We start from the raw sequence: 21,808 nt of genomic DNA on the forward strand, positions 1-21,808 counted from the left end.
AACGATCACAAACGCTCGATATGCGTCTACTCAGGCCTCCGCGGGCAGATCGCCGACCGTCTGTACGCGCGTGCCGATCGGCCGTTTGACGAACTCACCGACCGCTCGACCGAGCAGTCGGGTGACGCCTCGCTGCGCGGAGACGTCGAGCAGTCGCTGATCGATGCGGCCGTCGACGACGACGACGTGTGGCGCGTCGTCCGCGCTCTCGATCGCGTCGAACGCGTCGTCCGCGTCCACCTCCCGGAGAACGGAGAGGTCGGCATCGAGAAGCCGTGCGAGGCCGCTCTCGGCATCGACGACCTCCTGTACGTGCTCCTCGATGGACCGAGGGGCGGCGTCCTCGGGCTCCGTGTCGGCGACCTCTCCGGCCGATCCGGCGTCGGTGCCATCGGGCTCGTCGTCGGACGCCAAGTCCGATGGCTCCCCTGCGTTTCGACGTTCGCCCGCGGGCTCAGTCGCCGCTTCCGTCGATTCTTCGGACGGCCCTGGTTCGTCGGACGGCCCTGGTTCGTCGGATATCGCCGCACTACCGGTTTCGTCCGCCGCCGCGTCGGCGACGGCCTCCACCGTCACGTTCCCCTCGTCGGGTCCGGGGCGGTCGTCGCCGCCGACCGCCTCGCGTGCGTTCGGCTCGTCTGCGAGCGTTTCATACGGAACCTTCCCGCGAAGCGATTCGAACACCGCGCCACGGTCGAGATCCTCGACCGACTCTCCCGGCGGGGCGAACGCGACGTAATCGACGTCGCCGACCTGAGCGAGCTCGCGTAAGATCAGCTCTCCGCCGCGGTCGCCGTCCAGAAACGCGGTGACGGTCCGTGACTCCGTCAGCGTCGCGACCGCGTCAGGGACGTTCGTTCCCTCGACCGCGACCGCGTTCTTGATCCCACACTCCAGAAGCGTCGACACGTCCGCGCGCCCCTCGACGATGATCACGGCGTCGGAGTCACCGACCCGCGGGCCGGCCGGGACCCCTTCGTAGTCCGTGACGCCCTCTATCCGAGCGGCATCCCGGACCTCCTCTAACACGTCAGTGCTTCCCAGACTCGTCTCGTCGAAGCCGCTCGCGACGAGTTCCTTCGCGCGCTCGACGACCTCGCGCCGTTTGGCCGCGCGGACATCCTCGATGCTCGTCACCTCGACGGAGGCGTCACAGGGACCGATGCGGTCTATCGTTTCGAGTGCTGCGGCGAGGATCGCCGTCTCGACCTTGTCGAGGCTGGAGGCGACGGTCACCTCGCCGAACGACTGGCCGTTCTCCGACTGTATCGCGACGTCGATCCGCCCCACTTTCGAGGACTCCTGTAGGTCACGGAGGTCCAACTCGTCGCCGAGTAATCCCTCCGTCTGCCCGAACACCGCGCCGACGACGTCGCTCCGCTCGACGACGCCGTCGGCCGCGATGGTGGCGCGGATCAGGTATTTTGCTGTGTCGTTCATGTGAATGGTGATAGTGATGTGAACCGGCGACGGCCGCCGTTCCGTTTATAATACACGGGGTTCCGGAAAATACCTGTCGGCCTCCCGATCGGATATGGTCTTTTTCGAAGAGAAATCCTCTTCGAATTGTCTCATCGAATCAAATAGTAGGGTTTAAACCCTGTTGATTCATTTAAATTGGTAATGAGCCGTTCTCGGAGAGATCTCCTCTGGGTGCCAGTCTTCGCAATACTCGTCGCCTTCGCGGTACCGTGGCCGCTGTGGGGGGTCGACTACGTCGTCGCCGGGCTCCCGGTGTGGATCTGGTGGCACGTCGGGTGGCTCGGGCTGTGTTCTCTGTTGTTCTCGCGGTTCGTCGCGAGCGGCGCGTGGGAGCGAGGCATGGGGGTTGGATCCGGAAGGGAGCCGGCAGTCGAGGGGGGGTGATCGACCGTGAGTCTCGCGATCCAACTGGGCGTCGTCGTGGGCTACCTGCTCGTCGCGCTCGCGGTCGGGCTCGTGGCCTATCGCGTTGCGGGGGCGACCGCGGAGGACTACTACCTCGCGAGCCGGTCGATCGGAACCCTCGTGCTGCTGTTCACGACGTTCGCCACGTTGCTCTCGGCGTTCACCTTCTTCGGCGGACCAAACCTCGCGTACCAGGCTGGCCCCGAGTGGCTGATCGTGATGGGCGCGCTCGACGGGGTGCTGTTCGCGGTGTTGTGGTACGTCATCGGGTATAAACAGTGGCTCATCGGGAACCGAAACGGCTACCTCACGCTCGGGGAGATGCTCGGCGACCGGTTCGGCTCCGCGGGGCTTCGCGCGCTCGTCGCCGGGATCAGTCTCGTCTGGCTCTTTCCGTACGTCATGCTCCAGCAGATGGGGGCAGGAGAGGCTATCGTCGGGCTCACGAACGGCGCGGTGCCCTACTGGGGCGGGGCAGCACTGATCACAGCCTTCATGATCGGCTACGTCACGCTTGCGGGGCTGCGCGGCGTCGCGTGGACCGACACGATCCAGGGACTGTTCATGCTCTCGATCGTCTGGATCGCGGCCGTCTGGGTGCTCTCGGCGGTGGGCGGGCTCGGGGCGGCTACCAGCTCGATGCTCGCAGCCCGTCCCGAGTTCGGGAGCTTCGGCGGCGGGCTCTACTCGCCGGCGTTCATCGTTTCCAGTGCTATCACCATCGCGTTCGGCGTGACGATGTTCCCCCAGATCAACCAGCGCTTCTTCGTCGCGAAGAGCGGTGCGGTGCTCAAACGCTCCTTTACGCTGTGGCCCGTCCTCGTCCTCCTGTTGTTCCTGCCCGCGTTCATGATCGGCGCGTGGGCGGTTGGGATGCCGATCGACGTGCCCGAGGGCGCGAACGTGCTCCCGGTGGTGTTGAACGAGTACACGCCGGTGTGGTTCGCCGCGCTCGTGATCGCGGGTGCGATGGCCGCGATGATGTCCTCGTCGGACTCGATGCTCCTCTCCGGGTCGTCGTACTTCACGCGCGACCTCTACCGTCCCTTTATCAACCCTGACGCCTCCGAGCGCCGCGAGGCGTGGCTCGCGCGGATCGGCGTCGCGGCGTTCGCGACGCTCGCCTTTTTCGCCAGCCTCCTTCGCCCCGGCACGCTGATCGAGGTGGGCGACACCGCCTTCTCCGGGTTCGCGCTGCTCGCGCTCCCCGTGATATGTGCGCTCTACTGGGACCGGACCACCCGCGACGGGATGATCGCCGGCGTGCTCGTCCCACAGGTCGCGTACCTGACGGTGGTGTTGTCGTCGGTGCTCCCGCTCGTCCCGACGCTTCCCCGCTCCGTCGCCGGGGGTTGGGACATCGCACTCGGGCTGATGGTCCTCTCTGCGGTCCTCACGGTCGGCGTCTCGCACCTGACCGCGCCGACCGCCGAGAGCGACGCTTCTCGGTTCGCTGTTGCTGGCGACTGAGATCGTTGGCGCCTGAACGGTCACCGAGGCCGGCACGTTCGGAGTTATTATAAGACGATCTCGCCGCCGCCAAATCGTGTACGGGTGTCCGTATGCCTGCCATTCTCGTCCCGCTGGGTTCGTCGAAAGGCAAAAGCCGGTCTACGACCCAGTAACGGTATGAACGAGCCCGGCACCGAGGGCGTGCTGTTGGACCAGGAAACGCTCCACGATCGGCTCGACGACGCTCCCGAGTGGCTACAGGACCATTACCGAACCTTCCGCGAATCGATGCTCGGCGAGCGCGACGGCTCGCCGTTTCCCTGTTACTTCGGTATCGAGGTCGAACGCGAGGGCGAGATGCTGTACGCGGCCTGTGAGTCGACCACCGATCCGGCCGCGCTGTTGCGGCTCCGGGATACCCTGTTGGAGTATCTGGAGACGTATCCCGATCACGCGGACCGCGCCCCACTCGCCGTGTTTTTCGCGCCCCTCAGTGAGCAGGCATCTGAGTCCGACTACCACGAGCGGCTCTGGCACGTGCTGGAGTTCCTCCACGTTCACGACCCGGAACCGTGGCCCGAGTCGATCCCGACCGATCCGGACACCTCGACGTGGGAGTTCTGTTTCGGCGGCGAGCCGCTGTTTCCGACCTCCCGTGCGCCCTTCTACGACGACCGGAAAAGCCGGTACTCGCCGATCGGCTTAGAGATCACGTTCCAGCCGCGGGCCGTCTTCGAGGGGATTACCGCCGACACCGAGGCGGGCCAGCGCGCCCGCGACACGATCCGGTCGCGGATGGCCGAGTACGACGGCGTGTGTCCCCACGCCGACTTGGGCGACTGGGGCGTCGAGGGCGACCGCGAGTGGACACAGTACCTGTTTCGTGAGGACGACGCCGAGAGCCCCGACGAGTGCCCGCTCAACCCGACCCGCGAGCATCCGAAGGCACCGAAGGCGCTGCTCGAACCCGGCGCATGGCGACGACTCGCGGATGCTCCCGGCTCCACGCGTTCGAATGTGAGTCTCGGCGATGACTGAGAGCGTTCCCGACGACGCCGTCCTCCTGCTCGTCGACTTTCAGGTTGGATTTGACGATCCGGCATGGGGCGAGCGCAACAACCCCGACGCGGAGGCGACCGCCGCTGCCCTCCTCGACCGGTGGCGGGAGGCGGACCGACCGATCGCACACGTGCGCCACGCCTCGACGGACCCGGACTCACCGCTTCGCCCGGAGTCACCCGGCTTCGGGTGGAAACCGGAGACGGCCCCGCAAGACGGGGAGGCAACCTTCGAGAAGTCGGTCAACGGGGCGTTTCTCGGCACCGATCTCGACGAGTGGCTCCGCGAGCGCGGACACGAGACGCTCGTCGTCTGCGGACTCACCACCGACCACTGCGTGTCGACTACCGCCCGGATGGCGGAGAACCGCGGCTACGACGTGTTCGTCGTCGCTGACGCGACCGCGGCCCACGCCCGGACGGGTCACGACGGGACCACGATCGATCCCGAGACCTCACACCGCGTTGCCCTCGCTCACCTAAACGAAGAGTTCGCGACGGTCGTCGACGCGGAGCGGGTCAGGTAGTCGCCGCGGTATCGTCCGAACCGATCTCAGTCGTCTCCGGTCGCCGCGCCGTCGTCGCTCGCCCCGCCGCCCGCGCGCTCGGCGGCGTTCACGAACATCCCTTGGCGGGTCGTGTAATAGAAGTACGCGCCCAGTCCGAGGAACCCAACGACGTTCGACACGGCGACCGCCCAGAACACCGCCTCGACCCCCCAACCGAGTCCCGGGGCGATTGCGACCCCGAACGCGCCGAACGTCGCGGTCGTCGGGACGGCAGCGACGGCGATGGGAAACCGGATCCCCCAGTACTTCACGGCGTCCGCGACGAACGAGGTCCGGGTTCGGGAGGCACCGTTAAAGCCCGCAAGCAGGGTGTAGGTTCCGCCGAGACCCCAGTAGGTAACCGCGAGCAGCTGGAGGTAGAGTACTGACAGCTCCCGGCCGGTCGCCGTGAGATCGGGCGCGAGGAGGTCGGTTATCGCGCCCGCAAAGAAGAACTGGACCGCGCCGAGCGCGAGGAACCCGGTGACGACGATGCCGGTCCCGACGGTCGTCGTCCGGCGTGCGCGTCCCGGCTCATCGGCACCCAAATTCTGACCGATCATCGACTGGGCGGCCTGTTGCATTCCGAGCGCGGGGACGATGGCGAGGGTCGCGACGCGCGCGCCGACCGTGTAGGCGGCGACCCCGGCGGCACCCCCGGCGATCGCCACGAGACTCACGACGAGCACGCGAACGAGTTCGCTCACCCCTCGCTGGCCGCCGAGCGGGAGTCCGACGGAGACCACCTCACGGAGGGCCGACACGTCGAGGACAAACGCCTCGCGGGTGAGCCGAAAGGAGTCGCGGTAGATCCCGCCCGCGTACGCGAGGATATGCGTCAGTCCGACGATCCCCGCAAGCACCGTACCGAGCGCCGCGCCGGCGACGCCCAGTTCCGGGACCGGCCCGACGCCGAAGATGAGCACAGGGGCCGCGACGAGATTGACGAGCACGCTCGCGACGCTCACGTGGAGCACGGCTCGCGTGTCGCCGTAGGCGGTGAAACAGTTCTCGACGGTGTCACCGACTGCGCCGACCGGAAGCACCGCGATCACGATGGCGAGATACGTCGCGGTCGTCGCCGCCAGCGTCGGGTCGGCCCCGAGCGCAGCGACCAACTCCTCGGCGAACAGGACGACGGGAACTGCGACCGCGACCGTGATCGCGAGCGCAACGAGACTCCCGTTGACGGCGACGCGTCGCGCCCCAGCCTCGTCGTCGGAACCGACTCGCTGGGCGACGAGGATCTGTGTTCCGACCGCGGCGACGACGACGGTCGCTCCGAGAAGCGACTGGATCGGGAGACTTAGCCCCACGGCCGCGACCGCGTCCTCGCTCACCCGTCCGAGCCAGAACGTGTCGATCAGGGCGTTCGCGACGTACACGAGGTTCTGGGCGACGAGCGGGGCCGCGAGCAACAGGAGGACTCGGCCGATCGGACCGTCGGTTATCTCCTCCTGTGAGACATCCAACATACCAGGATCGTTCCGGAATTATCCAGACATAATAAAACACTATCGGTGCCGGATACGATCCGTACGATCAGCTCCTCGACGCGCGTCCCGACCGCAACCGTGGGACCGTGAGAACCGGCGGATCGTCGCCCGCCGACCCGCACGTTTTTGCGCCCGGCAGCCGAAGATCGGGTATGCAACGCGGTCGCCGAAAACCGGATTGGCTGAAATCGCGCCCCCCGTCCGGAACGCGGTTCACGGAGATCAAAGAGAGCCTTCGTGACCGCGATCTCCACACGGTCTGTGAGGAGGCGAACTGTCCGAACATGGGCGAGTGCTGGTCGGGCCGCGACGGTCCCGGGACGGCGACGTTCATGCTGATGGGCGACCGCTGCTCGCGCGGCTGTAACTTCTGTGACGTCGAGACCGGCGGGATGGATCCGTTGGACCCCGACGAGCCCGCGAACGTCGCCGACGCAGTCGCGGAGATCGGACTCGACTACGTCGTGTTGACCTCCGTCGACCGCGACGATCTGGCGGACGGCGGCTCCGCACACTTCGCCGAGACGATCCGCGAGATCAAGCGCCGCGATCCGGGGATCCTCGTGGAGACGCTCATCCCCGACTTCGAGGGCGACCCCGAGGCGGTTCGTCGGATAATCGACGCCGGGCCCGACGTGATCGCTCACAACGTCGAGACGGTCGAGCGACTCCAGTGGCCGGTTCGTGACCGCCGGGCCGACTACGAACAGTCGCTCGCGGTGCTCGATCAGGTCGACCGCGAGAGCGACGTTCACACGAAGACGAGCCTCATGCTCGGCGTCGGCGAGTACGACCACGAGGTGTATCGAACTCTCGGGGATCTCCGGGAGGTCGGCGTCGACGTCGTCACGTTCGGGCAGTACCTCCAGCCGTCCCGCTCGCACCTCGACGTGTTCGAGTACGTCCATCCTGACCTCTTCGAGACGTGGCGGGCGGTCGCCGAGACGGAGTTCGACTTCCTCTACTGTGCGTCGGGTCCGATGGTCCGGTCCTCGTACAAGGCGGGCGAACTGTTCGTCGAGGCGCTCCTCCGTGAGGGCCGATCCGCCGAGGACGCGCGCCAGCACGCGCGGGCGGCGGGCGGGGACTGACCCCGAAACCCGGCCGCTTCACGCTCGGATCGACGCGATCTCGGACCGTCCCACCGACTCGTCCATGCGTTTCTTGTTCTTTCATCGATAGGACGGCCGACGAAACCCGATCTCGACGTTGTCACAACAGCGAATTATTTACCCGTCGACGCCACACCACGAGTAAGTGACTCGTACACATGGCAACGACTGAACCGAATCTCGTGGACTCGATCCGCGCACGACCCGGTCTCACCCTGGTCGTCGCCTTCGGCGTCCTCCTTCTCGTCGATCTCGTAGCCAAGCTCGCCGGCATCAGCGTCGGCCCGCTCGGCGGTTCGCTCTCGACGGGACGGCTCGGATCCAACCTCTGGAACGGCATCGTTATCGGACTCGTGATCGGATTGGCCGGCATCGGACTCTCGATGACGTACAGCATCCTCTCGTTCGCCAACTTTTCACACGGCGACCTGGTCAGTACGGGGGCGTTCACCGGATGGGGGATCGCGTTCCTGATCGCCGCGTTCGGCGAACAGCCGATCCGTGCGCTCCTCTCAGTTCGCGGGGCTGGAAACGTGAGTCCCGGCGAGATCGGCGCACACGTGCTCTCCACCCCCGTCGCCGTTCTCGTCGGACTCGTCGCGGCGTTCGTCATCACCGCCGTCGTCTCCTTGGCTCTCGACCGCACGTTCTATAAGCCGATGCGCGACCGAGACGGGATCTCGTTGCTCATCGCCTCGATCGGCGTCGCCCTCGTCGTCCGATACGTCATCCAGTTCGTCTACGGGTCGAGCCGTCGGGGCGTGACGGCGACCGTCGACGCGTCCAATCTCGTGATCCCGGCGACGGGGCTGTCAATAAACGCACACCAATTGACGATCCTCGTCGCCGCGATCGGGTTGATGCTCGCCATGCATTTCATGTTACAGCACACGAAACTAGGCACCGCGATGCGTGCGATGGCCGACAACAAGGACCTCGCGCTCGTCACCGGGATCCCCGCGGAGCGAGTCGTCACGGCGACGTGGATCCTCGGCGGCGGACTCGCCGGCGCGTCCGGCTACCTCTACGTCCTCCTCCGTGGGACGATACAGTTCGACTTCGGCTGGCTGCTCCTCCTGTTGATGTTCGCCGCGGTGATCCTCGGGGGGATCGGCTCCGTCTACGGAGCCATCGCCGGGGGACTCGTAATCGGCGTCGTGTTCACGACGTCGACGATCTGGATCCCCTCGGACTTCAACGAGGCGGCCGTGTTCGCCGTGATGATCGCCGTTCTGCTCGTTCGGCCGGAGGGGATCTTCGGAGGTGTTTCGACCGCATGACGGACCGTGAGACGGGCGCGAATACCCCCGATCCGACGCCGGACGGCGGAACCGATCCGACGCCGGACGGCGACGAGGACGGCGGAGAGCCGGAGAGCGCGACCGGAGCCGTGATCGACGCGCTCCGGGAGAACGATCTCGGTCTCGTAATAACGACCCTGCTTCTGGTCTACGCGGGGGCGACGTTGTTGACGTTCACGGATGGACTCAACAGCGTCTTCGGACTGATGCGGACGTTGACCTTCCTCGGGCTCGTATACGCGCTCTCGGCGCTTGCGCTCAACCTCCACTGGGGATACACCGGGCTGTTCAACATCGGCGTCGCCGGCTTCATGGCCGTCGGCGTCTACACCATGGGGATCGTCGTTCGCTCGCCGGATCCGGCGTTCGGTCCCCCCGGGTTCGGCCTGCCGCTTCCGGTCGGGATCATCGCCGGTATGGCGGCCGCGGCACTCATCGGACTGCTCGCGGCGCTACCGGCGCTGCGGCTCAAAGCCGACTACCTCGCCATCGTCACGCTCGGGCTCTCGGAGATCATCCGGCTGACGCTCCAGTCGAGCGCGTTCGACACGTTCCTCAGGGACACGATCGGGGTCGGCACGGGCGGCGGCCGCGGTATGGGGATGCCGAGCAACCCCGTCCGCGAGCTGTTCCTGGTCGACGGTCGCGCGGGCGACCCGACCGCGTTCGGCGAACTCGTCTTCGGAACGGTCGGGGAGGGCGGACTCGGCATCGCGAACAACATCGTCGTCGGCTGGGGATACGTCCTCGTGCTCGCGGTCTTTCTCGTCGGCTTCTACGTGCTCTTGGAGCGGCTCGGACACTCCCCGTTCGGTCGGAACCTCAAGGCGATCCGTGAGGACGAGTTGGTCGCCGACTCGTTAGGGAAGAACGTCGACCTGATCAAGATCAAGGTGTTCATGATCGGCTGTGCCCTGATGGGGCTCGCCGGGATCCTCTGGTTCGGCAGCCAAGGGAACGTCTCGCCGACGCCACAGTTCATGCCGTTGTTGACGTTCTACGTCTTCGTTGCCGTGATAATCGGCGGCTCCGGATCGAACACCGGATCGGTCATCGGCGGTATCGTCTTCGCGGCCGTGTTGTTCGAGGGGCCGCGCCGTGCCGGTTCCGCGGTTCGGGGGATCATCGACGCGCCGACGCCGCAGTCGTTCGCGGACGCCGTCGTCTCGCTCGACCCGGTCGCATTCCTCGCGTTCGCGACCGACAACGTTGCGCCGCTTCAGTTCATTTTCCTCGGGCTGGTCCTGATCCTCATCATGCACCGCCGGCCGGACGGACTGCTCGGCGATCGCATCGAGACGGCCTCCGCCGTCGATCTCTCGGAGCGGTCACGAGGGGGTGATCACGATGAGTAGCGACACACCGGACACATCGGACTTGCCGGAGGATACGGACGTGGCGGACGACGAACCGGAGGCCAACGACAGTGCGGTCGAGGAGGCGGCAAAGCGCGTGCCGTCCGGCGTCCCGCTCCGGGTCGAGGGGCTCGTCAAGCAGTTCGGGGGCGTCACCGCCGTCGACGGGGCCTCTTTCGAGGTCGAACGGGGCTCGCTAACCGGACTGATCGGACCGAACGGGGCCGGAAAGTCCACGACGTTCAACTGTATTACCGGCGTTCACGAGGCGACGGCCGGGAACATCTACTTCAAAAACGAGGACATCACCGGAATGGAACCGTATCAGATCGCTCAGAAGGGGTTGGTCCGGACGTTCCAGATCGCCCGCGAGCTCGGCGGCATGAGCGTGCTGGAGAACTTGATGCTCGCGCCGAAGAACCAGATCGGCGAGTCGGCGATCCGCTCGGTGACGCCCGGACTCCGCGGCGGCGTTATCGAGGAGGAGGCCGAGATCCGTGAGCGCGCGTGGGAAACGCTGGAGTTCTTCGAGATCGAACACCTCGCGACCGAGAACGCGGAGAACCTCTCGGGCGGGCAGCGAAAGCTGCTGGAGATGGCTCGCGCGCTGATGACCGATCCGGAAATGGTCCTTCTCGACGAGCCCTTGGCGGGCGTCAACCCGACGCTGGAGGAGAAGCTGCTCGACCGCATCCACCGGCTGCGCGAGGACGATTACACGTTCCTCCTCGTCGAACACGACATGAACGTCATCATGAACAACTGTGAACACGTCATCGTTATGCACCAAGGAAACGTCCTCGCGGAGGGGACCGGCGAAGAGATCAGAAACGACGAGCGCGTCATCGAGGCGTATCTGGGGGAAGACGTATGAGCACCGACGAGTCGGGGAACGACCCCGAAGTCGCTGGAGGTTCGGAGAGTCCGAGCGACCCCGAAGTCGCTGGAGGTTCGGAGAGTCCGAGCGACCCCGAAGTCGCTGAAGGATCCGATGCCGCTGGCGACGTGGAAGCGGGCCGAAACCACACGACCATGGGGGACGCGGTTCTACGTATCCGTGGTCTCAACGCCGGATACGGGGATCTCCGGATCCTGACGGACGTCGATCTCGACGTTACCGACGGAGAGTACGTCACCATCGTCGGCCCGAACGGCGCGGGCAAATCGACCGTGATGAAGACCGTCTTCGGGCTCACGACGCACATGGACGGGACGATCGAGTTCGATGGGGAGCCGATCCACGGGCTCGCCCCCGAACGGATCATTCGCGAGGGGGTCGGATTCGTCCCGCAAACGGACAACGTGTTCCCAGGGTTGAGCGTCCGGGAGAACCTCGAGATGGGTGCGTACATCCTCGACAGCGTCCCGGAAGACCGCATCGAGGAGATATACGATCGGTTCCCGATCCTCCGGGAGCGTGAGAGTCAGAAGGCCGGAACGCTTTCCGGCGGTCAGCGGCAGATGGTCGCGATGGGGCGCGCCCTCATGCTCGACCCCGACCTCCTGCTGCTCGACGAGCCGTCGGCCGGGCTCGCACCGGACCTCGTCACCGACATGTTCGATCGGATCGACCGGATCAACGACGCGGGAACCGCGATCCTGATGGTCGAACAGAACGCCAAGGAGGCGCTCCGGCGGTGTGACCGCGGCTACGTGCTCGTCAACGGCGAGAACCGATACACGGACCGCGGCGAGGTGTTGCTCGGAGACGAAGACGTGCGGCAAGACTTCCTCGGCGGGTGAGACGGTCTCGACGAGCACTCAGGCTCGTCGGACACCGCACAACCGGAGACGGGGTTCAGGCCCAACTGAGCGACTGGTCGTCTCGCTTCGTGGAACTGCCCTCGTCACACCGCCGATACGTCGTTCCGTTCGACAGGGCGTGGAGTCGCTTGCTGGCAGATTCGGTGTTGACGGTGAGGGGTGCCGAATCGTACCCGTGTTCACTGAGCTCCGAGAGCCGCGGCACCGCGCCGGTCTCGATTCCCAACGCGTTCGGGTTCGCCAGCCGCGTCTCCAGCTCCCAGACCGACTTTGAGGTCGATTCCGACTCTGTCGGCTGGTCGCTCGAAACGGACGTGTACGCGACGCCGGCACGGGTGAGCGCGCGCTGCACCGCACGGTCACGCCCGCGGGCGAGTCGTGAGTGATCGCTGTTCCACACGACCCGGTCGGCGTCGAGACGCCTCGCGACGCGACTCACGACCTCGGTCGGATCGCCGCGCTGTATCGCGAGGTCGCTCCCACGGTCTCGGTACCAGTGTCGGAGCGTACGGAGCGAGCCGAGCATGAACGCGACCCCCAACCCGTCGGCACGCGACAGAATCGCGTCGTCCAACACGAACAGCGGTACCACACCGCTCTCGTTCTCGTTCGCTACAGACAACGCCGCCGAAAGTGCCGGATTCGGAGCTGGCCGGAGATTACGACGGTGCCAATACAACTCCATACGTGTCTGTGGGCGCGCTCGGGTGTCAGGGTTACGGGGTTCGCCCCCCCCCAAACGAGATGCTTCGCCGACCACGCCGGTGAAAAATCGATAGTCTGCGTTACTCCCGGATTACAGCTGGAGGACGTCGCTCCACTGGCTCGAGTAGGACGCCTGTTCGGGTTCGAAGGAGACGCGCTCGCGGACCTCCCCGTCGTTGCTCTCGAAGCTGTTGACGTACTCCTCCTCGAGCGCCTGTCCGTAGTCGTCGTTGAGGAACAGGGTGCCGCTGCTCGCCGCGCCGACGCGGTCGCTGACGGCGAGCTCCGCGAGCGCCGGACCCTGAAGCACGTCCGACGCGGCCGTCCGGAAGATGTAGCCGTTGTCGTCGAGGTTCGTGATCCCGGGTGCCGTCGAGGACGGGGAGATGCCGACGACGCCGTTCGGGATGAACACCTGATCGGTCACCTGGAAGTTGACGTTTGAGGACGCCGGTCCGACGACCGACGAGTAGCCCGCGTTGACGAGCGCTTCCGCGCCGGAGATACCGGCCTGCGGGTCCGTCTGCGTGTCCTCGACGCGGTAATCGACGGTCACGCCGATGTCCGCGTCGTTGATCTGGTCGGCCGCGAGGAGCGCGCCGTCACGGATCGGACCGCCTAGCGGACCGAGATCTCCGGTCTCCGGGAGCAACACGCCGACCATGGCCTCGAATCCGTCGTCGACGCCGACCGGGTCCTCGGCGACTGCGGCGTTGTCCTCGTCGGTGAGTTCCGCCCCGAACTCGACGGTGTCGACCGTGTTCAACTCACCGTCCTGGAAGTCGACGATGTCGTACGCGGCGGTGACGATGTCGCCGTTGACGTCGAAGTCGCAACTGGACGAGGCCCCGAGGTACTGGATCGGATCGCCGGCGGCGACCGCCTCGACGGCGTCGGCGAGCGTCTCCGGACCGAACTCCTCGCCGCCGGGGTTCGTGACGGTCCGGACGCGGTCCCGTACTTCGGTACCGTCGTTCTCGCCCGCGGCAACCGTCGCGAGGACGTTGATCGCCATCGCGTCGTACGCCTGTGCGGTGAACACGCCCGGAGACTCGCCGTACGCCGCCTCGTACTCGTCCGCGTAGAACTCGGCTCCGGGACCCGCCGCCGACGGCTCGGTCCCGATGACGTTGTTCATGTCGTTATCGACCTCGCCCGGGAGGTCGGAGTCGATGAGTCCGTCGGGGACGATGATGTCGAGGTCCGGGGACTGATCCGCGAACTCCGAGTAGTAGTCGCGGAACAGCTGGATCCCGGACTGCGGGAACCCGACGATCATCACGGCGTCCGGGACGTCACCGTCTCCGTTCTCACCGTTGTCGCCCTCGGTCGCACAGCCGGCCATCGCCACGAGCCCCGCAGCACTGGCTCCTTTGAGTACGTCACGTCGTTGTATCTTTCGCGTCATGCTGTGAGTGTGTACCACACGAGGGTTTATAAGAATATCCTCCGATCGCTCGGATCGTTTCGGACCACGGACGGATCACCGCCTCGATCTCACGCTCGTCTCAACGCCCCTGCGCGCTCCCGTCCTTCCGTGGTTCCGTCGCCGCCGAGAGGGTACCGGCCTCGTCACGGGCGATCTGTGCGCCCCCGAACAGGACGGGCGACAGCAACTGGACGTCGTGCCCCTTGCGGACCAGCTTTGCCGCGACGTCGTCGTCGAAGCGCGGTTCGAGCGCCAGCTCCCCGCTTTCCCGGTATCGCCAGCGCGGCTCGTCGAGCGCGCGCTGAAGGGGCATTCCGTAATCGACCATGTTGGATACCGTCTGGACGTGTCCCTGCGGCTGCATGTACCCACCCATCACGCCGAACGCCGCCCAGTCGTCCTCGTCGAACCGAATAAGACCGGGTATCAGGGTGTGAAACGGCCGTTTACCGGGTTCAAGGCTGTTCGGATGCTCAGGATCGAGCGAGAACGAGGCTCCGCGGTTCTGGAGCGCGATCCCCGTGTCGCCGGCGACGAGCCCGGATCCGAACCCGGCAAACCGGGAGTTGATGAAGGAGACGACGTTCCCCTTGTCGTCGGCGACCGTGAGGAGGACGGTGTCGGCGTCCTCCGCGTCGGCGTCGGGCACGCCGAAACTCACGTCGTGGTTCGCGCGCTCCCCGACCTCGGCGGCGCGCTTCGCCGCCCACTCGTCGGAGGCGAGCGGCGGTATCTCCTCGTGTGCGGGGTCGGTGATGTACCGGTGGCCGTCGTGGAAGGCGAGCTTCAGCGCCTCCGCGAAGTAGTGGACGCGCTCGGCGGAGTCGTAGTCGTACTCGCCCGCGCCCAACTCTTCGGCGATGTTGAGCGCCTCTAGCGCGATGAGTCCCTGGTTGTTGGGCGGAAGCTCGTACACCTCCGCGCCGTTGTACGTCGTGGAGACGGGATCCGGCCATTCGACCTCGAAGCTCGCGAGGTCGTCGACGGTCATGAAGCCGCCGGCGCGCTGGACCTCCGCGGCGATCGCCTCACCGATCTCGCCCTCATAAACGACGTCCGCGCCCTCCTCGGCGATCCGCTCCATCGACCGCCCGAGACGTGGAAGCGTCACCTCCTGCCCGACGGTCGGGGCCTCGTCGTCGAATAAGTACGCTTCGCGGGCGTGATCGTCCGTGAACAGGTCCTCCGCGCCCGCCCAGTGGGAGGCGATCACCTCCGAGACGGGATATCCCTCGGTCGCGTACCGAATCGCGGGTTCAAGCGCGTCAGAGAGTGTGAGCCGACCGTGCTTCTCAATTGTCGCCTCCCAGCCGCGGGCTGTCCCGGGAACCGTCACCGCGTGTGGCCCATAAAAGGGCATCCCTGCCTCTTCCACGTCGTCGACGGCGTAGCCGCCGTCGTCGGGATAGTACGAGGCCGCGTCGTCGTCGGCCGCCAGCGCCGACCGGACGTTCTCGATGGTGGCGTCCGCGGGCGCGCCGCCACAGGCCCGCATCGCCCCCACGTCGCCGTCGGCGGTCTTATAAAGGGCGAAGGCGTCGCCGCCGAGCCCAGTCGAGGTCGGCTCAACGACGTTGAGCGCGGCCGCGGTCGCGACCGCCGCGTCGAAGGCGTTGCCGCCGTCCCGAAGCGTCTCGATACCCGCCTGACTCGCGAGCGGCTGGCTCGTCGCCACCACGCCGCGTTTACCGTACACGGTCGAACGTCGCGAGGCGAATCTATCAAGGTCTGGCTCCATACCAAGATATCCGGCCGACTGGGGGTTAAAACGAATCCCGGAACTGTTCGGCTTCCCGATCCGGTCAGGGGGTGACTGCGCGAACCCAACTATGTGACAATATAACTAGGTTCAAGATACCATGACTCAAGCTTCGTTATATTTATATAGAACCGCAAGCATACTAGCACACGCATTCGAGGTGGTACACGATGGCTCTCCCACAAACAGCCAACGCGTGGACCGGAGGTCTCGACTTCCCGAGCCGACTGTTCGAACGTGGTAGCAACGACTACGAACTGTACGAACAGGACAACGAGTTCGTCCTCTCGGTCGAGCTTCCCGGGTTCGACCCCGCAGAAATCACCGTCACGTGGGACGACGGAATTTTGAACGTCGCCGGGGAGCACGAGGACGAACACCGCGGCACACGCCGGACCTACCACCGTCGGTTCCGGTTCCCGAAAACAGTCGACGACACCGAGATTAGTGCCGAGTATCAAAACGGCATCCTCACCGTATCCCTCCCGATTGTCGTCGAGGCCGCGGCGACGGGAACCGAAATCGAGATTGAGAGCTGACCGCGGTCCGGTCGGATCGGCCAACCCTCGTTTTTTGCCCGTTAGCCGGGGTTCGCCAGCACTAACCATTCCACTGGAAGCACGGTGTTCTCCCGGAGTCGAGTGAAACGAACACCAATATACCACTGGACTGCGTCGGTTCACGCGTGTCACGGTACCGCGACGTTATCCTGTTCTTCCTGTTGGCGGGGCTATGGGGTGGCTCGTTCGTCGCCATCGAGGTCGGTTTGGAGTACTACCCGCCGGTGTTGTACGCGGCCTACCGGTTTGATTTGGCGGCCTTGCTGTTGGTCACGTACGTCCTCCTGACCGAGAGCGGTCCACTCCCGCGAACCCGCGGCGACCTCGCGGCGATCGGGTTCAGCGGCGGGCTCTCGGTGGCCGTCAACAACTCGCTGCTGTTCGTCGGCCAGCAGTACACCACGAGCGGCATCGCCGCCATCACCTACAGTCTCGTGCCGATCGCGACCGCCGCGGTCGCCGCCGTCTGGATCGGCGAGTCGAGTCTCGACGCTCGCGGGGCGCTCGGCGTCGTCCTCGCGTTCGTCGGCGTCGCCCTCGTCGCCCAGCCGGACCCCGAGAACCTCGCCGGCGGCGTGACCATCGGTGTCGGGCTCATTCTCGTCGGCGTGATCGCCGTTGCCGTCGGAAGCGTGGGACTTCGCGTCGTCGAGACCTCCTTCTCCAGTATCGCGCTCACCGGCTGGGCGATGCTGTTCGGCGGGCTACTCATGCACGGAGCCAGCCTCGGGGTCGGCGAGACGCAACAGCTCCCCGCCACGGAACTGCCCGCGCTCGTCTCGCTCGCCTTCCTCGGCGTGCTCGCCTCGGCGGTGGCGTACACCATCTACTTCACGCTGCTTGACCGGCTCGGCCCCTTCGAGATCAACCTCGTCTCCTACGTCGTCCCGGTGGTCGCGACCGTCACCGGCGTACTCCTCCTCAACGAGCCGGTGACGGCGTTCACCGTTGCCGGGTTCGTCGTCATCGTCGCGGGGTTCGTGTTGGTGAAACGCCACGCGATCGCCGAGGAGGTCCCGAAACTCCTGGAACGCGTCGGCGGGGGCTTCTGATCCGACGGAGCCGGTCATCGAGAGCCGTCCCGCGTTCGATACCATCGAGTGTACTAGTACGCTGGTATTTATAAGCAAGAGAGCGGTGTTGCTGGCGGCGGTTTATATATTTACGACGCTCTCGCGACGATGCCTAAAGCCCCAGCCGTCCACTTATAAGTAGCTGGCTACGGATCGACGGTAGAGGCCTCCAAAGCCCCAGCCGTTGCGGGCGGCATACGGTCGCTGTGCTCCTCACTCGGTCGCTCCGCTCTTCACTCGGTCGCTCCGCTCTTCACTCGGTCGCTCCGCTCCCGCGTTGCGATGTCGCCGGCGGCGGAGCCGCCTACACGGCAGCGAGGTGCTCCGCGCCTCACGCCTCCCCAGCCTCGTCAGTGGCGGTCGCCGGAACCGCTCGGCGACCGCCCCTGACTCCAGCGAGAATCGAAGATTCTCTGGCAGCCGGCGCTACGCGCCGGCGACCTCGCGCGCGTTTCTCGCGCGCGCCACCGCATCGTTCGCTTATAAAGGACCGTCGCTGACGTTCACAGACCATTTAAATACGATCTCATCGCCATCGATCTGGGCGGTTCATTCCCGTTCTCGTTCGCTCCCGCCTCGACGTCTCGACGTCCGGGCCGTCAGGCTTCCTCGTCGAGCGCCTCGATGTCTGCGAGGATCCGCGCGCCGTGGTCCTCCGGGGAAACGCCCTCATACGCGAGCACGACCGTTCCGTCGGCGTCGACGACGTACGTGTTCCGGAACGTGCCGTCGAACGTGTTTCCGAACATGTTTTTTTCGCCGTAGGAGTCGTACGCGCCCGCCACCGCGCCGTCGGGATCCGAGAGGAGCCCGAAGGGGAGGTCGTGTTTCGCCGCGAAGTCGGCCAGATCGTCGACGGAGTCGTCGCTGATCCCGAGCACCTCGACGTCGTGTCCCTCGAAGGCGTCCCACTCGTCGCGGAAGCTACAGGCCTCAGTCGTACACCCCGGCGTGTCCGCACGCGGGTAGAAGTACACGACCGTGTAGGCCGCGCCGGTCTCGCCGAGGGAGACGTCCTCGCCGTGTTGGTTCGTGAGCGTGAACGCGGGGGCGTCGTCGCCGGGGTCGAGCATATGCGTCCCGTCGTTTCGGGAGTCGGTTATGGCGTTCGATCCCGGCCGGTTCTTGTGGTATCGTACGGATAGCGGGCGTTCGCATGCTTTTTATCGGTGTGCCGATTCGACTCCGATATCGATGCCGTGGCAACCGACGCCGTATACGGTTCCGTTGCTCGTCGCCGGGCTGGCGTCGTTCGTGTTCGCCTTTTACGTGCTCTCCCGCCGGTTCCACGGGTCGCGCCCCCTCGTCCGGTCATTCTTGGGCGTCGCCGTCGGTGGGGGAGCGTGGGCGCTCGCGTACGCGGCACAGCTGTCGGCGACGACGCTGGGGTCGACGCTCTTCTGGAACCGGTTCGTCTGGGTCGGCGTCGGGCTCCTCGCGACGGCGTGGCCGGCGTTCGTCGCGGCGTACGTGGACCGGCCCGAATGGGTTCGTCCACCCCGCATCGGGGTCCTCGCGTTCGTTCCCGCGGCGGTCGTCGCCGCGGTGCTCACGGTCGGTCCCGTCCCCCTGTTCTATGAGTCTCCCTCGATGGTCACCGCCGAGGGCGGCTATCTCGTGGTGTCGTTCACGCCGACGCCGGCGCTGTTGGGCTTCATGGCGTACACGTACGTCGTGAACCTGATCACGTTCGTGGTGCTCGGCCGCACCGCGATACACAGGTCCGGCGTCTTCAGACGACAGGCGGGCCTGTTGTTCCTCGCGGGCGTCATTCCGATGGGTCTCGGCGTCGTCACCGTCTGGGGACCGCTCGGGCCGCCACTCGTCGATCTCACTCCCATCTCCTTTGCCGTAACCTCCGGACTGCTCGCATGGGTGTTGTTCCGCTACCGCCTCCTCGACCTCTCCCCCGTCGCCAGAAAGGCGGTGTTCACGAACCTCTCGGACGGCATCGTCGTGCTCGGCGACGATCTCCGTGTCGTCGACGCCAACCAGCGTGCCCGAGAACTCTTCCCGACGATACGGCTCGGCGACTCCGTCGAGTCGGCGTTCGAGGACGCACCCGCCGTCGTCGACGCCGTACGAACGGGCGGGACCGGCGACGGTGCCCACGCGACGATCGAGAGCTCCGACGGTCCTCGATTTCTCACGGTCTCCACGCACGGCCTGTCCGCGCCCGGGACCGCCACGGACGGGGCCGGTAGCGGGGTCGTGCTCCTGATCCGCGACGTGACCGAACGCGAGACCCTCCAGCGGCGGTACCGGGCGCTGATCGAGAAGTCGCCGAACGTGATCGCGGTTTCCGGAACCGACGGCTACTTTCGCTACGTGAGCCCGTCGGTCGAACGGCTGCTCGGTCGTGGCTCCGAATCGCTCGAAGGCCGACCGATACTCGACCTGATCCATCCCGACGATCGGGACGAGAGTCAACGTCGGTTCGAGGCGGCGTTCGAGACGGGCGAGCCGCAGACGTTCGAACACCGGATCGCACACGCGAAGGGGGACTGGCGAACGTTCGAAACGGTGGTCGAGCCGCTGTTCGAGGACGCGGCGAACGAGGTGGTGATCACCGCGACCGACGTGACAGAGGGGCGACGGCACGAACAACGGCTCCAAGTACTCAACCGCGTTCTCAGACACGATCTGAAGAACGACGCCAACGTGATCGGGGGGTACGCCGACCTGCTCCGCGACCACGTCGACGAGGACGGCCACGAGCATCTGGACGTGATCGACAGGAAGGTCGAGACGCTCACACACCTCAGCGATCAGGCTCGCGAGATCGACGTCGCGCTCCACGAGGATGACCAGCGCGTCCGGACCGACTTGGCCGTCCTCGTGTCTCGGCTCTGTGACTCCCTCGAAACGTCGTTCCCGGAGGCATCAGTAACGCTCTCGACGCCGGACTCGGCCCCCATTTCGGCCGACGAGATGCTCGAATCGGCCATCCGGAACGTTCTGGAGAACGCGGTCGTCCACAACGAGGGCGACGGTGCTGAGATCCGGGTCGACGTCGTCGACGGCGACGAGAGCGGCTATCGCGTCGACATCGCAGATGACGGTCCCGGTATCCCGCCGATCGAGCGGACCGTCTTCTCGGAGGGACGCGAGACGTCGCTCGAACACGCGAGCGGGCTCGGTCTGTGGCTCGTCCACTGGATCGTCACCGGGTCGGGCGGCGAGTTGAATATAACCAACCGCGAGCCGACCGGGACGATCGTTTCGATGTGGTTTCCCACTGCCGACGTGGACTCGGAGACCGACGGGTGACGTCAGCTCGGGCGTACCGCCTCCGCATCGACGCCGCCTCCGCATCGACGCCGCCTCCGCATCGACGCCTCCCGCAACCTCTTTGCGGCCCCTGCTCGAATCCGAAGACATGAGTCACGGATCCCTCGACGAGGACGCGGTCGAGAGCTATCGGGAGGCCGGCGCGGTGCTGGTCGAGGCGATGAACGAGGCCCGCGAGATGGTCGAACCCGGGCGAACCCACCTCGAAGTGGCCGAATGGGTGGAGGACTTCATCCGCGAGCAGGACGCGGGGATCGCGTTTCCGGTCAACATCAGCGTCGATCCCGAGGCGTCACACGCGACTCCCGGGCTGGACGACGAGACGACGTTCGGGGACGAGATGGTCTGTCTCGACATCGGCGTCCACGTCGACGGCTACATCGCCGACGCGGCGGTCACGGTCGACCACACCGGCACCGCCGAGCTCGTCGAGGCCGCCGAGATGGCGCTCGAAGCCGCGGTCGACGAGGCGGGACCGGGCGTCGAGGTCGGCGTCGTCGGGCAGGCGATCGAGGACGTGATCCGCGGGTACGGCTACACCCCCGTGCTCAACCTCTCGGGGCACGGCGTCCAGCAGTACGACGCCCACACGGATCCGAGCGTTCCGAACCGCGGTGTCGACCGATCCGTCGAGTTGGAGCCCGGGCAGGCGATCGCCATCGAGCCGTTCGCGACCGATGGTCGCGGCAAAGTCGGAGAGGGGGCCGCCGAGGAGATATACGAGCTACAGCGGGAGCGGAGCGTTCGGGACCGCCGCGCCCGGAAGGCGCTCGAAGAGATAGCCGAGTTCGACGGACTCCCCTTCGCCGCCCGATGGCTCACCGGCGATCGGACCGAGATGGCGCTCAGGCGGCTAAAGCAGTCGAGCGTCGTCAAAGGCTACCCGGTCCTCAAGGAGAGCGACGACGCGCTCGTGAGCCAGGCGGAACACACTCTGTTGGTCACCGACGACGGCGTCGAGGTGACGACGGCGGGGATCCACGACTTCGATTGATCGGCCACGGGCGTAGGTCGGCCG

At 66.1% G+C, this 21,808-nt stretch carries 19 protein-coding genes; 13 read left to right on the top strand and 6 right to left on the bottom strand.

The genetic code is table 11. The features are described from left to right. Positions 1 to 30: 30 nt before the first annotated feature. The gene (dnaG, locus tag J2751_RS03095) at positions 31 to 1,440 is read right to left on the bottom strand and encodes a DNA primase DnaG (protein ID WP_209483038.1); all 1,410 of its coding nucleotides are present in this window, start codon (positions 1,438 to 1,440) and stop codon (positions 31 to 33) included. A gap of 183 nt (positions 1,441 to 1,623) precedes the next feature. Between dnaG and J2751_RS03100 the strand changes: the two genes are divergently transcribed. The 4 genes from J2751_RS03100 (at position 1,624) to J2751_RS03115 (ending at position 4,924) form a co-directional block, all read left to right on the top strand. Further along, the gene (locus J2751_RS03100; protein ID WP_209483040.1) at positions 1,624 to 1,866 is read left to right on the top strand and encodes a hypothetical protein; all 243 of its coding nucleotides are present in this window, start codon (positions 1,624 to 1,626) and stop codon (positions 1,864 to 1,866) included. A 6-nt stretch (positions 1,867 to 1,872) separates the two neighbouring features. Beyond that, positions 1,873 to 3,357 carry a sodium:solute symporter family protein gene (locus J2751_RS03105; protein ID WP_209483042.1) on the top strand — a complete coding sequence of 495 codons (1,485 nt, stop codon included), beginning with the start codon at positions 1,873 to 1,875 and terminating at the stop codon, positions 3,355 to 3,357. 159 nt (positions 3,358 to 3,516) lie between these two features. Beyond that, on the top strand, positions 3,517 to 4,377 hold the full coding sequence (locus J2751_RS03110) for a YqcI/YcgG family protein (protein WP_209483044.1): 861 nt from the start codon (positions 3,517 to 3,519) through the stop codon (positions 4,375 to 4,377). Beyond that, a complete protein-coding gene (locus J2751_RS03115) occupies positions 4,370 to 4,924 on the top strand; it encodes a cysteine hydrolase family protein (protein WP_209483046.1) in 555 nt (184 codons plus the stop codon). The genes J2751_RS03110 and J2751_RS03115 overlap by 8 nt, the downstream gene beginning before the upstream one ends. A gap of 26 nt (positions 4,925 to 4,950) precedes the next feature. Here the strand turns inward: J2751_RS03115 and J2751_RS03120 are convergent, their stop codons facing one another. Beyond that, positions 4,951 to 6,420 (bottom strand): MATE family efflux transporter, encoded by a 1,470-nt coding sequence (locus tag J2751_RS03120; protein WP_209483049.1) that lies wholly within the window; start codon positions 6,418 to 6,420, stop codon positions 4,951 to 4,953. A 173-nt stretch (positions 6,421 to 6,593) separates the two neighbouring features. Here J2751_RS03120 and lipA point away from each other — a divergent pair, with 173 nt between their 5' ends. The 5 genes from lipA to J2751_RS03145 all read left to right on the top strand — a co-directional run bounded on the left by lipA (position 6,594) and on the right by J2751_RS03145 (position 11,952). After that, positions 6,594 to 7,532 (top strand): lipoyl synthase, encoded by a 939-nt coding sequence (gene lipA, locus J2751_RS03125; RefSeq protein ID WP_209483051.1) that lies wholly within the window; start codon positions 6,594 to 6,596, stop codon positions 7,530 to 7,532. A gap of 179 nt (positions 7,533 to 7,711) precedes the next feature. Then, positions 7,712 to 8,833, top strand: coding sequence for a branched-chain amino acid ABC transporter permease (locus J2751_RS03130; RefSeq protein ID WP_209483053.1), 1,122 nt, complete (start codon positions 7,712 to 7,714; stop codon positions 8,831 to 8,833). Continuing rightward, positions 8,830 to 10,209, top strand: coding sequence for a branched-chain amino acid ABC transporter permease (locus J2751_RS03135; protein WP_209483055.1), 1,380 nt, complete (start codon positions 8,830 to 8,832; stop codon positions 10,207 to 10,209). Before J2751_RS03130 ends, J2751_RS03135 begins: the two co-directional genes overlap by 4 nt. Continuing rightward, positions 10,202 to 11,083 carry an ABC transporter ATP-binding protein gene (locus J2751_RS03140; protein WP_209483057.1) on the top strand — a complete coding sequence of 294 codons (882 nt, stop codon included), beginning with the start codon at positions 10,202 to 10,204 and terminating at the stop codon, positions 11,081 to 11,083. Before J2751_RS03135 ends, J2751_RS03140 begins: the two co-directional genes overlap by 8 nt. Positions 11,084 to 11,241: 158 nt before the next feature. After that, positions 11,242 to 11,952, top strand: coding sequence for an ABC transporter ATP-binding protein (locus J2751_RS03145; RefSeq protein ID WP_209483213.1), 711 nt, complete (start codon positions 11,242 to 11,244; stop codon positions 11,950 to 11,952). Positions 11,953 to 12,007: 55 nt separating this feature from the next. Here J2751_RS03145 and J2751_RS03150 read toward each other — a convergent pair whose 3' ends face one another. From J2751_RS03150 to ggt, 3 genes are all read right to left on the bottom strand, one after another. Beyond that, positions 12,008 to 12,658, bottom strand: coding sequence for a deoxyribodipyrimidine photo-lyase (locus tag J2751_RS03150; RefSeq protein ID WP_209483059.1), 651 nt, complete (start codon positions 12,656 to 12,658; stop codon positions 12,008 to 12,010). 111 nt (positions 12,659 to 12,769) lie between these two features. Beyond that, entirely contained in the window at positions 12,770 to 14,086 is a 1,317-nt protein-coding gene (locus J2751_RS03155) for an ABC transporter substrate-binding protein (RefSeq protein WP_209483061.1), read from the bottom strand. A 100-nt stretch (positions 14,087 to 14,186) separates the two neighbouring features. Further along, on the bottom strand, positions 14,187 to 15,845 hold the full coding sequence (gene ggt, locus J2751_RS03160) for a gamma-glutamyltransferase (RefSeq protein WP_209483062.1): 1,659 nt from the start codon (positions 15,843 to 15,845) through the stop codon (positions 14,187 to 14,189). Positions 15,846 to 16,036: 191 nt separating this feature from the next. On the opposite strand from ggt, the gene J2751_RS03165 reads away from it, so the two are divergent. Together J2751_RS03165 and J2751_RS03170 are read left to right on the top strand one after the other, a co-directional pair. Next, on the top strand, positions 16,037 to 16,405 hold the full coding sequence (locus J2751_RS03165; protein WP_209483064.1) for an Hsp20/alpha crystallin family protein: 369 nt from the start codon (positions 16,037 to 16,039) through the stop codon (positions 16,403 to 16,405). A gap of 146 nt (positions 16,406 to 16,551) precedes the next feature. Beyond that, complete coding sequence (locus tag J2751_RS03170) at positions 16,552 to 17,478, top strand: DMT family transporter (protein WP_209483066.1); 927 nt, start codon at positions 16,552 to 16,554, stop codon at positions 17,476 to 17,478. A gap of 620 nt (positions 17,479 to 18,098) precedes the next feature. Here the strand turns inward: J2751_RS03170 and bcp are convergent. Beyond that, positions 18,099 to 18,572 carry a thioredoxin-dependent thiol peroxidase gene (gene bcp / locus J2751_RS03175; protein ID WP_209483068.1) on the bottom strand — a complete coding sequence of 158 codons (474 nt, stop codon included), beginning with the start codon at positions 18,570 to 18,572 and terminating at the stop codon, positions 18,099 to 18,101. Positions 18,573 to 18,693: 121 nt separating this feature from the next. On the opposite strand from bcp, the gene J2751_RS03180 reads away from it, so the two are divergent. Both J2751_RS03180 and map read left to right on the top strand, forming a co-directional pair. Then, positions 18,694 to 20,769 (top strand): histidine kinase N-terminal 7TM domain-containing protein, encoded by a 2,076-nt coding sequence (locus J2751_RS03180; RefSeq protein WP_209483069.1) that lies wholly within the window; start codon positions 18,694 to 18,696, stop codon positions 20,767 to 20,769. Positions 20,770 to 20,878: 109 nt separating this feature from the next. Beyond that, positions 20,879 to 21,784: a type II methionyl aminopeptidase gene (gene map, locus J2751_RS03185; RefSeq protein ID WP_209483072.1), complete on the top strand. Its 906-nt coding sequence runs from the start codon at positions 20,879 to 20,881 to the stop codon at positions 21,782 to 21,784. Positions 21,785 to 21,808 lie beyond the last annotated feature (24 nt).

The organism is Halorubrum alkaliphilum (assembly GCF_017873815.1).
In the GTDB taxonomy this organism is placed as follows: Archaea; Halobacteriota; Halobacteria; order Halobacteriales; family Haloferacaceae; genus Halorubrum; species Halorubrum alkaliphilum.